Source organism: Cohnella endophytica (genome assembly GCF_003628305.1).
Lineage (GTDB): Bacteria > Bacillota > Bacilli > Paenibacillales > Paenibacillaceae > Cohnella > Cohnella endophytica.
Genome location: NZ_RBZM01000002.1, coordinates 172,087 through 186,992, shown reverse-complemented (window position 1 = coordinate 186,992; position 14,906 = coordinate 172,087). Strand labels below are relative to the sequence as shown.

The following is a 14,906-nucleotide window of genomic DNA, read 5'->3' as shown; positions in this document are numbered from 1 at the left end:
TAAAATTGTATCATCATACGAGCGCTAATCCAAATTATTCTTGCTTGAGCACTTACTCGGATACACGGATCGCCGCGCGGTGCTGAGGGCGGATCATGCCCCTTAATAATTGATATAAATTGCCGACCAGCAATCCGATATACAAGTAAATCAATCCTCCGAATAAACGGTAAACGACCGCTCCCGCAATAGCGGCAAGCATCCCGAAAATGATTTGATCCCTTGTTTTGGCAGGGGAAGTAGGGGGATCCGTCAGCATAAACAGAGCGAAAAACAGCGTCGCGTTAATAAACGGCGGCCGAAGCGCGTCAAAGATATCCCCCGAATGAAGCGTTTCGGAACCGATCGGAACAATGCCCACGCTTATAACGAACATAGCGATCAGATAAGCTCCGAGATAGGAGAACACCAATGGGAATTTCTGAATGCGATGGGCAACCCAATAACCGCCAACCAGGATAATCAATAGAAACAATGCGTTAAAATCCCCAAAAGCGCCCCACCAGCTTTGCTGCGCATGAAAGATGGGAACGGATAGAAGCAGTCCAATCGCGGCTGGATTAAAGACCGGTTTTTTTCTGTATGCTAAGAGATGCTTGGATAGAATAGAGAGGACGGAGGTCGACGCAACGATATACCATGGGGAAGTTACGCTAAGAATCAGGGAGACGATCACCCCGGTAATGACCGCTCCGTCCGGAAAGATCCGCTTTCTTTTCTCGAACAGACAGCATACGATATCCGCTACTACAGCCGCGACAACCGCAATAAGAGCGTTCTCGAGGCCCTTCGATTCATGGGATACATAGGAGGCAATGCCGAGAAAAGCAACCATGATCATCAGGACATATCCTTTTGGCGATTTGGCCCATATCTTGGGTTTCATTTATACTTCTCCTATCTTCATGATTTGCAACTGGGATGAAATCAAAATTCCTTTTAGCTCCGCCTGTTCGATGAGAGCCTTCGAGCCTTCCTCCCCAAGCAAAAAGGCCGCGGTAGAGAAAGCATCGGCCATCATGGCGAAAGGGGCGATAACGGTGCAACTGACCCAATCATTAGGCGAACGCTTCGTTCGGGGATGGATAATATGGTGAACGCCGTCCGTTACGGAGCTTTTTCGCTCGTAACTTCCGGAGGTACAAATCGCTTCGTTCGTAATTTCAACGATATGGATGTTTTGCTCCGCTCTCTCAGGATGCTGGATGCCGATCTTCCATACATTCCGTCGTTCATCCGATCCTCCCGCGTAAAGGTCCCCGCCGGCATTCACGACAAAACGTTCAAACCGCTGAAGCTCTCTTGAGGCCAAATCAATCGCGAATCCCTTGGCCACTGCGCCCAGATCGATCACCATCGGTTTTTTCAGATATAGTGTACGGTTATGCTCATCCATAACGATGTCTCGATACGTAACGGAAGCGTCGGCGAAGCTTTCAATGACTTCGCCAGACAAATAGTGGCGATTAAAGCCGCATTCCTCCATCGTTTTTCCCACTGTCGGGTCAAATACGCCGTTCGTCCATTCGGCAATTTCCAACGCAAACCTCAAGGGTTCGAATAAATAAGAGCTAACCGGAACGGGGGCAGCTATGCGTCGGCACGCTATCATCAATTCGCTGTCCTGACTAAACCGGCTGCAGGCGTCCTCCACTTTACGAAAGGCTGCAAAAGCCCGGTCGATTGACGCTTCGACCAAATGCTGCGGTTGTTCGGTGACGACTTGAATGTCGACGACGGTATCCATGTACATTTTCGTTTTTCCTATTGGACGGCTCGCCGCGTTATGCATTTTTCGCCTGCGAAAGTGCCTCCTGGACGGCATCTTCGAACGCCCTTACGCTATACGTTGCGCCGCTTACGTTATCTACCTGAGCGCTTTGCTTTTGCAACACTTCATCAGGCAGTCCTACGACGTCTCTATCGGAGTAATGCATGGCAAAACGGCTAATTTCAACATCCGTTATTTTATCGTGCTGAATCGTTACGGTTACCTCGATCGATCCGCGGCGATTGCTGCCTATTCCAATATAGGAGCCGTCATTATACATTTTCTTGGAGGAACTTGGAGTCGGAGCGCTTTCGGCGGGACTGCTCGGGGCTACGTTGTTTACAGGGGGCAGTGTCGGTGCTGCGCTGTTAATGGGGGAGCTAGCCTCGGATGGAATGCTCAATTGGGAGCGTTCGGAATTATGTGGCAAGGCTTGGGCTTCCGTTGCGAAATATTCGGCGGCATAAATAGCGCCTAGGGCTGCAGAACATAGAACAACCCATTTTTTGTTCATCTTGGCCATTCATACTCCTCCATTTTTCCGATTCCTCCACAGTATAACTTCGAAACATTTAAATTTTCTTAAAATAAAGCTTTTCTATAAGTTTGTTAATATTTTAGATGACCATACCGTTTGCGCAATATCGGCATATCCTAAAAGAATACTTCTAGTACATGGAGTTGAAGAGATGTATTCCATGATCAATGGGCTACCCGTGTTGAGGGTTAAGGTTCTCCCGAAAAAAAGCACATCGATTAGGATCCCCGCCTATCATGTCGTATGGCAAGGGCCTGTCAAACGAACCTCGGGTCTTGGAATTGCCTGCAAAGAGTACGTTAAGGCGTTGAGACGTCAAGGGGTGAATACTTCGGTAATTGAAATACAAGGCCGAGCTGGAGGACTGTCGAATAACCGCAAGGTATTAATCTATCATTACCCCCCAAATACGATTAACTTACGCAAGGAAAGAAAGCAGTACGATACGATTATTATTAATACCGTTTGGGAAACGACTCGCATTCCTAAGCGGTGGATCAATCCGATCAATCAATCCGATGCCGTATTCGTCCCTTCGCGACAGAACAGACAGGCTATGCGCGATAGCGGAATCAGAACCCCCATATTCATCGTTCCTCATGGCGTGGATGCGAAAATGTTTGTTCCTATGAATAAGCAACTTCCTTCTAAAAAAGCGAATCGACCCTTTACCTTCATATCCGTATTCGGTTTTCAGCATCGCAAAAATCCCGAAGGGCTGCTAAAAGCCTATTGGGAAGAGTTTTCTTCGAGCGATAATGTTCGATTGATCATCAAAACAAACGGATATGCCGCCTATGAGAATGACCGATGGATCCGCAGCCGGATACAGTTTTACAAAGCCAAACTAGGCATTCGTAAAAGCACCGCCCCTATTCAGATCATTGCCCGGCATATAAATACGAAGTCACTTAGAAGCATCTATGCACAAGGGCATGCCTTCGTTCTTCCTACCCGAGGCGAGGGCATAGGCTTGCCATTCCTAGAATCGATGGCTAGCGGCGTTCCCGTTATAACAACCGGTTGGGGCGGACATATGGATTTCTTATCAAGCCATAATTCCTTCCTAGTTCAATACAAATTGCGCCCTCCCGTCATCGGCATGAATCGTAGAACGTCCATCTCGCGCCAATTCCGCCATTTATTCTCCGAAAAGGGGCAACTGTGGGCGGAACCGGATATCGGCAGCTTAAAAAGACAAATGAGAAAAGCCTACGAGAACCCTCGACTGTGCATTACGAAAGGCCGGCAAGCCAGACTCGACGCGTTAAAACTATCTTGGAACCGTTCGGGTTCTTTATTAAAGCAAGCCATAGAAAAGACGATCGCCGCTGTTCCGACCAGAAAATAGGGTCGGAATTTTATTTGTTTTCGGCAAATTATCGAGCCTAATATTATTGTTCGTCAAGTTCCTTTTTTATGCAATTTTAGAATTGTTTTTAATAGTTTTTTGCAAAGGACGAATCTATTATTACAGTAGCAATAGCACAACGATTGCCAATAGCGTCCACAACAGGGGGAACATGATGAGATCAGTTAGAACGAAGTTGCTCGGTTCATTTGCAATCGTGCTAGTGTTTGTCGTAGTACTTGGTTATAACGGGTTAACCCAGATCAAGAAAACGACCAATTTCACTAAAGTAGTCACGACGGACTGGATGTTCGGGATCGAGACGATTAACAAAGCTAATGTGAACATCGAACAGTATCTTAGTAATTATTATCAAACGTTGGTGACGCAAGACCCTGCCCAGAAAAAACAATTGGAGCAAACGAGAAGCCAAATCGTAGTTTCGATAGACGAGAACATCAGGGCATACGGCAGAACCTTGCACGATAACGAGGATATAAATAATTTTAAGATCCTAACCGATGCTTGGGATAAATTCAATCAGACATTCACGACGGATGCTTCTAAGAAAGCTACGAAGGAAGAGATTGCCCAATCTACTCTGGACGCTCAGAAATTGGTCCCGGAATTGCAAAAAGCCGTTCAGAGCATAATCGACTACAATCATGCGGGAGCCGTTGATAGCCAACATGAGAGCGAGAACATTTATAGTCAAACTTCCCGGTTCTTAATTTTCCTGGGGATCGGAATTTTCGTAATCGTCGGAGCTCTTGCAGCGGCATTGATATTGAATCTGACGCGTCCGCTCAATGCTACGACCGCGATGATGAATCGCATCTCTAGCGGCGATCTGACGGCCGAACCGCTTACGATAAAGCGCAAAGACGAATTCGGAGTGATGATGGATTCCGTGAATCGGACGTTGGCTCATCTGAAGCTTTCGGTCAATCAGATGCAAGACGCTTCTACGCAAGTGGCCTCCGCTTCCGCGCAGCTGTATGCCAGTTCGGATCAGAACGCCGAAGCCGCGAAGCATGTGTCGGAATCGATCAGCCAAGTGGCGATCGGTTCGGAAGACCAAGCGAACACGGCGATGGAATGCGGCCGCGTGATCGACGAGATGGCCGAAGGGGTTCAACGGATCGCGGAGACGACCGGCGAAGTGTCGGAGCTGTCTCAGATGACGGCGAACCGGGCGAACGACGGCTCCGACAAAATCGTGGAAGTATCGGATCGCATGCAACGGTTGTACGAATCCGTGGAAGAAGCGAACGCCACGATTCGTAAGCTAGAGCAGCAATCCTCGCAGATCAGCGATATTTCGGAGCTTATCGGAGATATTTCCGCGAGGACGAACCTGCTCGCGCTTAACGCCGCGATCGAAGCGGCCCGCGCCGGAGAGCATGGCAAAGGATTCGCGGTCGTCGCCGGGGAAGTTCGTAAGCTGGCAACGCAGAGCACCGAATCTTCGCAAGGCATTATCGAACTGATCGCGACGATCCAGCAGGATACAAGCAAGGCCGCCGCGACGATGATGTCAAGTCTGGCCGACGTGAAGGAAGGCGTAATCGCGACGCAGCACGCGGAAGAAGCGTTCAAGGAAATCGTCGACTCGACCCGGGAAGTATCGGGCAGAGTGCAAGAAGCCGCGGCGGCGGCGGAGCAACTCGCCGCAAGCTCGGAGGAAGTGGCGGCTTCGATCGCGAATATGGGTAATATCGCGCGTCAAACGGCCGGTATGACGCAACAGGTAGCCGCATCGACGGAAGAACAACTCGCGTCCAGCGAAGAAATGACCAGATCTTCGCAGTTGTTATCCGGAATCGCGAAAGACATGCAAGAGATCGTCAGGAAATTCAAGATATAAACATTCGGCGGAGCCTCTGACTCCGCCGTTTTATTTTGTGCCATAAATTCGTTATGATGGAAGAGTCGGACTAATATCGTAAATAGGGAGTGGAGAAGATGAAATACGCTTCGTTAGGCAAGTCGGGCTTAAAAGTCAGCAAGTTATGCTTGGGGACGATGAATTTCGGCGTGGATACGGACGAGCAAGAAAGCTTCCGGATTATGGATGCCGCGTTGGACGCGGGCATTAACTTTTTCGATACCGCCAACATCTACGGTTGGGGCCAGAATGCGGGCAGAACCGAAGAAATTATCGGCAAATGGTTCGCCCAAGGCGGAGGACGGCGCGAGAAGGTCGTGCTTGCGACCAAGTTCTACGGCGACATGAGCGATCCGCTCGACGGTCCGAACAAGGATGCCGGATTGTCGGCCTATAAATTACGCCGTCATTTGGAAGGTTCATTGAGAAGGCTGCGTACCGATCATATCGAGCTATACCAGATGCATCACGTGGACCGCAGCGTGTCTTGGGACGAACTGTGGGAATCCTTTAACGTCGCGTTGCATCAGGGCAAGATCGGCTACGTCGGGTCCAGCAACTTCGCCGGACGCGACTTGGTCAAGGCTCAGTACGAAGCCAAAGCCCATCGAATGCTCGGCCTCGTGAGCGAACAGCATAAATTCAGCTTGCTCTGCCGATTGCCGGAGCTCGAAGTGCTTCCGGCTTCCGAGGAGCTCGGTATCGGAGTGATCGCATGGAGTCCGCTCGACGGCGGATTGTTGAGCGGTCACGCGCTTAATCCGATCGCGGGTTCGAAACGCGCGAACAATCCGGAACGTGTAGAGAAACACCGCGCCCAATTGGAAGCGTTCGAAGGTCTTTGCAAGGAGCTGGGAGAGAGCGAAGCGAACGTGGCGCTCGCATGGACGCTTACGCGACCGGCGATGACCGCCCCGATCATCGGACCGCGGACGCTCGATCAGTTGCAATCCGCGCTCAGAGTCGTCGATATCTTGCTCGAGGAATCTACGCTCGCTCGTCTAGACGAGATTTTCCCGGGTCCCGGCGGATCGGCTCCTAACGCGTACGCTTGGTAAACGCGAGATAGACAGGAATAAAGCATTCACGAACAAAGGCGGTGCAGGTCCTTTCCTGCGCCGTCTTTTTTTCGTTGCCTATACGTATTCGCCGTTTTCTAAGCATTCGTTAAGGTTCGTACGATAAAATAGGTTCCGATCGGCTGAGAATGGCCTGAAAGAAGGAGCGTACCTATTGAGAATTCTTGTGGTGGAAGACGACCGGCCGTTGCTGGACGCAGTGGTCACGGTACTTAAAGAAGAAGCCTATCAGGTGGACGAAGCGGATAACGGGCCGGACGGCTTGTATTTGGCCGAGCAGGGCATCCATGATTTAATCATATTGGACATCATGCTCCCGGGAATCAACGGCATCTCCATTCTCTCGGAACTAAGGGAGAACGGGAGCGCAAAACCGATCCTGCTACTTACGGCTCGCGACAGCGTCGAGGATCGGGTGCGCGGACTGGATGCCGGAGCCGACGATTATTTGGTCAAGCCGTTCGCTACGCCCGAGCTGCTGGCGCGGATCCGGGTACTATTAAGACGGCTGTCCCTTGGCTCGCCGGACGGCGAGCTGAAATACGGACAGCTTGCCGTCAAGTGCCAATCGATGGAGGGCTTCGCGAACGGTGAACCCCTGAAGCTTACGCTCAAGGAATTCGAGCTAATGGAATATTTGCTGCTCAACCGGGAGCAGATTCTAACCAAGGAGCAACTGCTGGACCGGGTGTGGGGAATCGATTCTGCAGCGGGCTTGGGCGTGGTCGACGTTTACGTGCATTACTTGCGGAAGAAGCTGGCGCCGTTCGGCTGCGATCGTTATATCCATACCGTTCGCGGAGTCGGTTATATGTTAAAGGAGAAATGTTGATGTTCAATCGCAGTCGTACCCAATTAACGATCCGCAATGCCGCCGTCCTGTCCGTCATTCTCATTTCTCTGAACGTTTTCGTATACATAATCATGAAACAGATGTTGTTCGCCCAGATCGATCGGTCGATTACGTCGATAAAGGATAAAATGACGTTATCCGCAGTATCTCCGGTAGCGGCCATTAGAGGCGAGTCTTCCAGCACGATGCCTCTTCAGAAAACCGTCTTATACTCGATAAACCAGATGGATCGTCCGGTCATCCAGCTGTTTTGGACGAAGGACAACGTACCAGTCCCGATGATGGGAAGCGCCGTGTTCAGCGAGGAGAATTTGAAGCAGCTCCTGCCGAGCAGGTTCAGTACCGAACCGAAAACGGCGAAGGTCGGCGACCAATACTATAGGGTAGTGAACGCGAGCGATACCCACTACGCCGGTTTAATCGGGGCGGACGGGACGAGCTACGAAATCAAGACGCAGCAGTTGCTTACGAACGTCTCTGCCGAAATCAGCATGCTGCATCGGCTATTCGATATTTTACTGTTCGGAGGATTAATCGGACTCATAGTGGCTATAGCAGCGGGCTATTATTTAGCGAATCGGGCGCTGATCCCTATCCGGATTTCCCTTGAGAAGCAGCAGCAGTTCGTGTCGGACGCCTCCCACGAACTGCGGACTCCGCTTTCCGTCATTCAAGTGCATTCGGAGCTGCTGCTGCGTCATCCCGACCATACGATCGAGCAGGATAGCAAGCTGATCTCGAACGTATTGCAGGAAGCCAAGCGGATGAGCAAGCTTGTCGGCGGTCTTCTTACGCTGGCCAGGTCGGACTCTAACCAGTTGGAGCTGGAACGCAAACCGATCCAATTCGACCGGATCGTTCAGGAATGCGTAGCGAAAATGCATATGCTGGCCGAATTGAAGGGCATTATTTTGCATTCGGAGACGGATTCGCCGATTCCGATGGTCGCGGACGAAGAGCGTCTGCACCAATTGCTCGTAACCGTGCTAGACAACGCGATCAAATATACGCCTGAAGGCGGGATCGTCCGCGTCGTTTGCCGCAAATTCGCGCACTCCGCGCAGATCGAGGTGGAGGATACCGGAGTCGGCATTTCGCCCGAAGATTTGCCGCACGTCTTCGACCGGTTCTATCGCGGAGACAAAGCGCGAACTCGGCAGGAAGGCGGAACGGGTCTCGGTTTGGCTATCGCCAAGTGGATCGCGGAGCGTCACGGCGGTAAAATCCGCCTGGACAGCAAACGTTCGAACGGGACGCGCGTGTTTATCACTTTGCCGTTGTAGGCAGCATACTTATTGAACTCTCCGGTCTCCAACAGGTCGGAGAGTTTTTCTTATTTCAATTTCATGAAATTTTAAGCTAACTTTCAGCTACTCTAACCGATTTCTAAGAATTCGTCACCATACTTGGCAATGTAGCAAATTCAAGAAGAAGGGTGATCGAAGAGATGAATCGTAGGTTAAGAAAATCAGGCTTGTGGACGGGGGCGCTTGCGTTAACGCTCGCATTATCGGCTTGCACGTCGTCGGGAGGCAAGGAGAAATCGGCAATAAGCAAATTGGACAGGAAGGACAAAGGGACGCTAAAGGTCGCCTATTTCAATGAACAAGCCTTCTTTATGCAATACGGCAACGCATTTCAAACGATGTTCCCCAACGTCGAATTGGAAGTCGTGTCGACGGAGTCGGTGTTCAACGCGGAGGATCCCGTGGCGGAGATGGAAAAGCTTGTGAAGGAGCAGCAGCCGGACGCCCTTTATTTGACGGAAGATCAATACGCGAAACTCGCCGGAAAAGGGATGTTGTACGATCTCGATGCCGTCGTCAAACAAGACGAGTTCGATCTAGACGGCTTTCAGCCTTCCGTCATCGAGCTGCTGAAAGCCAAGGGATCGGGCAAGCTGTTCGGTTTAAGTCCGAGCTTCTCGACGCAGGCGCTTTATTATAACAAAGATCTATTCGATAAGTACGGAATTCCTTACCCTACGGACGGGATGAGCTGGGAAGACGCGATGCGGTTGGCTGCCCGGTTCCCCGCGAAAAAAGACGGAGACGATGCGCTGAACGGCTTGTTCCAATCTTCCCAAACGTCGAATCCGTTCGAGCTCGTGCGAACGATTGGCGAGGCGAAAGGTCTTACATACGCCGACGCGGATGCGGGTACGGTATCGATCGATTCTCCGGAGTGGAAATCGATCTTCCAAGCGGTCATCGACGGCTATAAATCGGGAAGCATCTCGATGCCGTCTGATAACGGCGGCGCGGGAGGAGGCGTGTTCCGCAGCATGGGCGGCGGCAAAATGGCAATCTCGATCACCCCGGATTCGATGAGGTTCATGTCAGGTCAGGCCGCGATGACGATCGATGGACCTATGATCATGAATCTCATGGGCATGGAAACGAAAATTGGAGCGGCAGGCGCCGTCAGATCTTCCAAGAGCACGGATTCGACAACGGTTAAGCCGATGGGAAGCCCGTTCAAAAAATTCGAGTGGGACGTCGTTACCGTCCCCGTCGATCCATCTCAACCCGACGTCACGGGCAACATGAGTCTGGACAGCGTATTCTCGATTAATGCCGCTTCGGAAAACCTTTCGGCGGCTTGGGAATTTCTGAAATACGCTAACGGCGAGCAACTAGCGAAGACGAGCGCGAAGTCGTCTCCATCGTTATCGGCAAGAACCGCGTACAAAACGCAAGAGAGCGGGAAAAACATCGATGCTTTCTACGCGCTAAAAGCGAATTCGCAAGCAATTCTGCAAACGTTGCCCGAAGGCTTCGCCGCCGACTTCTCGCAGCTTGCGGCCGAGCAAATCAAACAAGTCGTTGCAGGCTCCGCGACGCTTGATCAAGCGCTTAAAGAGATTCAGACGAAAGGCCAACTGTTGCTCACTAAGGCGAACACGTCAGTCGGGCAATCGTAATGACGATAGTCGGGTCAGAGACGCTTCTAGAGGTCAGAGGCGTTCGCAAAAGCTTTCGTTCGGGCAATCGGCAATTGGAAGTGCTGAAGGGCATCGAGATGTCCGTTGAATCCCGCCGGCTTACGATGCTGAGAGGACGATCGGGTTCCGGAAAAACGACGCTGCTCAACTTGCTGGGAGGGCTTGATCGCCCAACGGAAGGAGAAGTGTTGTTCCGGGGCCTTCCCCTCCAACAATGGAGCGATAAACGGCTGACGGTCGTCAGACGGAAAGAAATCGGATTTATTTTTCAATCGTTCGCGCTGCTGCCGCTCCTAACGGCACGGGAGAACGTCGAGTTGAGTTTGCGCATGGCGGGAATTCCCCGGGCGGAATGGAAGAAGCGGGTCGATCGTTGCCTGGAGCTCGTAGGTCTAACGAAACGCGCGTTTCATCGTCCGTCCGAGTTGTCCGGGGGAGAACAGCAACGGGTGGCGATCGCCAAAGCGATTGCCCACCGGCCCCGTTTATTGCTGGCGGACGAGCCTACGGCCGAGCTCGATACGCTCATGGCGGCGCGCATTATCGAAGCGTTCCGGGAAATCGTGGAGGAGGAGCGCATCGCGATCTGCATGACCACGCATGATTCTACTTTATGGGGGGCGGCGGATGTTGTCTATCAAATGGTCGATGGCCGAATCGTTCCGGATTAGAAAAAAAGGACTCGCCGGGTTGCTGCTAGCGGCGACGTGCTTGTCGTTAGCGACGGGGTGTTCCTTGTTGCCGCAGGAAGAAGGAGCGGAGAAGCTGCCCGCGATCAAACCGCCGAAGATTTCGCAAAAGCCGGAATATCCGGTTAAGCGAGGAACGCTGGAAATCAAAGCGAGCGGTTCCGGGAAGCTGATGTCGGAAAAGGAGGAAAATCTCTTTTTCAAGCAGGATAACCGCCGAATCGTCGACGTTCGCGTAAAAACCGGCGATAAGGTGAAGAAAGGCCAAGTGTTGGCGGTACTCGATACGGGAGATACGGAGAAACAAATATCGCGTAAGGAAATCGAGCTGGAGAAAGCGGAACTCGACATGAAAAGCGCGTTGCGGGACGTTTCCGCGGACAGCGATATCCTGATCCGCAAGCAACAGCTGGATTATAAGCTGTTAAAGGAAGATTTAGCGGATTTGCGAAGCGAGTTGCAAAACTCGAAGCTGCTTGCACCCTACGGAGGGACGATCGTCAGCTTCACGGCAGAGGTAGGGGATATCGCGAAAGCGTACGACAAGATCGGACAGCTTGCCGATATGGATTCGCTCGTCGTTGCCGTACAATTCGCTTCCGCCGACCTGGAGATCATCGCTCCGGGCATGGAGGCTTTAGTTAGCGTCAATACGGCGGGAGACCATGCGGGCAAAGTAAGAAGGCTCCCGATATCGACGGCGCGTACGGGAGATGATTCGCTTGATTCGTATGCGTTGATCGACTTGAAGAAATTGCCCGCGAACGTACAGCATGGAACGCCTTTGTCCGCATCCGTCATCGTCGAACGAAGGGAAAACGCGTTATCGATTCCCGTCGCCGCTCTAAGGAAACAAAACGGGCGCAACTACGTTCTCGTCTCGAATGCCGACGGCAGTAAAGGAGAGGTAGACGTCGAGATCGGCGTGCAGACGACGACGGACGTCGAAATCATCAAGGGGCTCGAGGAAGGCCAGAAGGTCGTGGGGAAATAATGCGTATTTTTGTCTATCTCCTTCTGAAAATGTGGCAAAACCGCTGGTTCACGCTCAGTACCTTGCTGGGGCTAACGGTAACGGCTGCGTTCGCGATGAGCATTCCGATGTACGCGGACGGAACGCTAAAGCGACTGGTGTCCGAATCGCTTCAGGAGAAGACGAAGGGACTTCCCGCAGCTTCCCTCTTCATGAAATTTCAGTCGGGCGGCGGGGACGAAACGGATTTGGAAGGGCTAGCGGCAGCCGACGCATGGATCAACGAGCAGTTGCCGGGCCGTATCGGTTTCCCCGCGGATGCTTTCTCTAGCCGCATAAGCTTGCCAGCGTCGACGGTCCGGTCGGCGGATCCGGCTTCGGCTAGTTCCGCTAGCCGGCTTGCGAGAATGGAAATAGCCGCGCAGAGCTTGCCGCAGGGACTTCTCGAACTTGTGGATGGTAAAATGCCCAAAGACGGCGTGCAGAACGGCGTAGTCGAGGCGCTAGCGTTTAACGAGACGTTGAGCCGTTACGGTTGGAAGGTCGGCGATTCCTTTTTCTACGATTCGAAGAAGGATGACGGCAAGACGAAGCGACTGACCGTGCGTATTTCCGGTACTTACCGATTGAAGGACGAAGCGGATTCGAGTCTGGCGATCGACGGGAAAGAGAAGCTCGCCGCAACGTTGCTTGTAAGCAAGATCACGATGGTAGAAGGTCTCTTAAAGGACAATAAACTAGTATTGGATTCGGCAAGTTGGTTTTTCGCGTTCGATCTCGGCAATATTCGTATCCGCGATTTATCGCCGCTTATCGGCGAGCTTCAGCGTTTGGAAATCCATTTGCACGGCATGTTGGCGAACACGAAGGTGAATTTGTCTTTCCTGGACATGCTCTATGAATTCAATCGCCAGAGCCTGCAATTGCAAGCGATGTTATTTGCGCTGGCCGCGCCTGTGCTGGCGATGGTGATTTATTTCATTACGCTTAACGCCCAACAGTCTCTCGCCAGGCAGAAAGGCGACATTTCCGTGCTGCATAGCAGGGGAGCCAGTCCGAAGCAGATCGCTTTGCTCTATGCGATCGAAGCGACGATGCTGGGAGCCGCTGCGTTGTTGATCGGATCGGGAGCGGCATGGTTCATGGCCAAGACGATCGGCTCGTCCAGCGGCTTCCTCTCCTTCGTTGGCCGTAAGTCCATCCCCGTCGGATTTACCGGGGAGTCTTGGATTTTCGGCATCGCGGCCACTTTGTTCGCCGTTATCGCCACGATTGCGCCGATACGGAATTACGCGGAAGCGTCGATCGTGGAGCATTCGCGGCAACGGGCTCGTAACGATCGCAAACCGCTTTGGCAACGGTTGTATTTAGACGTCGCATTACTTGGCGCTGCGGCAGCGGGGTGGTACTTGCTGGATGCCGGACAGATCGCTTCCGTCGACAGTAGCGGGGGAGTCGCTCAAATTCAGCCGGTCATTTTCGTCATTCCGGCGCTATTCGTTTTCGCGGCGGGTCTGCTATGCTTGCGCGCATTCCCTTTGTTGCTCCATGGCTGGAACGCGCTCTTACAAAACCGCATGCCGGTTACAATGTATTTGACTTTGACCCAGCTTTCCCGTTCGGCAGCCACCTTTTACCCTCTGATGATCCTGCTGATTCTAACGATCGGGCTTGGCGTATACGACTCTTCCGCCGCGCGAACGATGGATACGAACGCTTCGGATCGCACGAAATACCAATATGGCGGCGACGTTGTCCTGAAGGCGGCGTGGGAGGGCGTGCAAGACGAGGACGACGAGAACAAGATCTATTATAACGAGCCTTCTTTCGGGGCTTACGCCAACCTGGAAGGCATAGAATCCGCCGCGCGCGTCATGAAATCGACCGCCAAAGTCGAAATAAGCGGCAAGTCCGGAGGTTCGGCACAAGTCATCGGCATCGATAACGTCGATTTCGCGAAGACGGCATGGTTCCGGGAAGATCTGTTTCCGTTATCTCCGTATGAATATCTCAACGCCCTGGGTACGACCGAGCAAGCCGTGTTGATCTCGAAGGATTTCGCCGATAAACACGGCTTAAAAGAAGGCGATCCGATTAAGTTGACGATCGGATACGATAACGAGCCCGTCGATTTGGTCGTCGTCGGTATCGTGCCGTACTGGCCGAGCTTGTACCCGGAGGAATCTCCGTTCTTCGTCGCGAATCTGGATTACCTCTATCAGCAGATCGAGAAAATTCCGTACGAGGTTTGGCTGAAAATGAAAAAAGGCGCAAAGCTCGCCCCGGCGTTGGATGAATTGGCCGATCGCGGCATTGCCATCACGCAGGTTGAAGATGCTCGGGGCGAACTCGTTTTGCGAAGAAATCACCCGGCGCAGGGCGGAGTCTTTGGAATTCTCAGCCTTGGTTTTCTTATCTCCTTGCTAGTATCTTTGCTCGGCTACTTGATATTCTGGTTTTTCACTTTATCTCGGAGAGTCGTGCAGCTTGGGATATTGCGGGCGATGGGACTGTCGCGAGGACAGCTGACCGCCATGTTGCTGCTCGAGCAGTTGTTCACGACGGGATTGTCGGTCGCCGCGGGGATCGGGCTGGGGAAAGCCGCAAGCCGGTTGTTCCTCCCTTTCTTGCAAGGAGCAAGCTTGGAAGGCAACCGTCAAGTGCCACCGTTCCGCATCGTGTTCGAAGCGGAGGATACGCTTAAGCTTTACGCGGCTACCGGGGTCATGTTGGCGGCGGGAGCCTGCTTGCTCCTCTTGCAGCTGAGACGCTTGCGTATTTCCCAAGCCGTGAAGCTCGGCGAAGAAAGATAACAGGATT

12 protein-coding genes are annotated in these 14,906 nt (G+C 52.3%); 9 read left to right on the top strand and 3 right to left on the bottom strand.

What is annotated here, in order from left to right; all coding sequences use genetic code 11:
• Positions 1–52 precede the first annotated feature (52 nt).
• From D7Z26_RS03000 to D7Z26_RS02990, 3 genes are read right to left on the bottom strand one after another with little or no spacing between them, the layout of a single operon-like run.
• Positions 53–886, bottom strand: coding sequence for an RnfABCDGE type electron transport complex subunit D (locus tag D7Z26_RS03000; protein WP_120974586.1), 834 nt, complete (start codon positions 884–886; stop codon positions 53–55).
• Positions 887–1,753 (bottom strand): FAD:protein FMN transferase, encoded by an 867-nt coding sequence (locus tag D7Z26_RS02995; protein ID WP_233566582.1) that lies wholly within the window; start codon positions 1,751–1,753, stop codon positions 887–889. It abuts the gene before it with no gap.
• A 31-nt stretch (positions 1,754–1,784) separates the two neighbouring features.
• Complete coding sequence (locus D7Z26_RS02990; RefSeq protein ID WP_120974585.1) at positions 1,785–2,294, bottom strand: FMN-binding protein; 510 nt, start codon at positions 2,292–2,294, stop codon at positions 1,785–1,787.
• Between D7Z26_RS02990 and D7Z26_RS02985 the strand changes: the two genes are divergently transcribed.
• From D7Z26_RS02985 to D7Z26_RS02945, 9 genes are all read left to right on the top strand, one after another.
• Positions 2,278–3,660, top strand: coding sequence for a glycosyltransferase family 4 protein (locus D7Z26_RS02985; protein WP_233566580.1), 1,383 nt, complete (start codon positions 2,278–2,280; stop codon positions 3,658–3,660). The two genes, D7Z26_RS02990 and D7Z26_RS02985, sit on opposite strands and share 17 nt — an antisense overlap.
• Before the next feature lie 175 nt (positions 3,661–3,835).
• Positions 3,836–5,527 (top strand): methyl-accepting chemotaxis protein, encoded by a 1,692-nt coding sequence (locus D7Z26_RS02980; RefSeq protein WP_158602168.1) that lies wholly within the window; start codon positions 3,836–3,838, stop codon positions 5,525–5,527.
• Positions 5,528–5,625: 98 nt separating this feature from the next.
• Positions 5,626–6,606: an aldo/keto reductase gene (locus D7Z26_RS02975; protein WP_120974583.1), complete on the top strand. Its 981-nt coding sequence runs from the start codon at positions 5,626–5,628 to the stop codon at positions 6,604–6,606.
• Positions 6,607–6,781: 175 nt separating this feature from the next.
• The gene (locus D7Z26_RS02970) at positions 6,782–7,459 is read left to right on the top strand and encodes a response regulator transcription factor (protein WP_120974582.1); all 678 of its coding nucleotides are present in this window, start codon (positions 6,782–6,784) and stop codon (positions 7,457–7,459) included.
• A complete protein-coding gene (locus D7Z26_RS02965) occupies positions 7,459–8,763 on the top strand; it encodes a sensor histidine kinase (protein WP_158602167.1) in 1,305 nt (434 codons plus the stop codon). The genes D7Z26_RS02970 and D7Z26_RS02965 overlap by 1 nt, the downstream gene beginning before the upstream one ends.
• Before the next feature lie 164 nt (positions 8,764–8,927).
• A complete protein-coding gene (locus D7Z26_RS02960; RefSeq protein WP_120974580.1) occupies positions 8,928–10,403 on the top strand; it encodes an extracellular solute-binding protein in 1,476 nt (491 codons plus the stop codon).
• Complete coding sequence (locus D7Z26_RS02955) at positions 10,403–11,095, top strand: ABC transporter ATP-binding protein (RefSeq protein ID WP_120974579.1); 693 nt, start codon at positions 10,403–10,405, stop codon at positions 11,093–11,095. Before D7Z26_RS02960 ends, D7Z26_RS02955 begins: the two co-directional genes overlap by 1 nt.
• Positions 11,052–12,107 carry an efflux RND transporter periplasmic adaptor subunit gene (locus tag D7Z26_RS02950; RefSeq protein ID WP_233566578.1) on the top strand — a complete coding sequence of 352 codons (1,056 nt, stop codon included), beginning with the start codon at positions 11,052–11,054 and terminating at the stop codon, positions 12,105–12,107. The genes D7Z26_RS02955 and D7Z26_RS02950 overlap by 44 nt, the downstream gene beginning before the upstream one ends.
• Positions 12,107–14,899, top strand: coding sequence for an FtsX-like permease family protein (locus tag D7Z26_RS02945; RefSeq protein ID WP_120974578.1), 2,793 nt, complete (start codon positions 12,107–12,109; stop codon positions 14,897–14,899). Before D7Z26_RS02950 ends, D7Z26_RS02945 begins: the two co-directional genes overlap by 1 nt.
• Positions 14,900–14,906 lie beyond the last annotated feature (7 nt).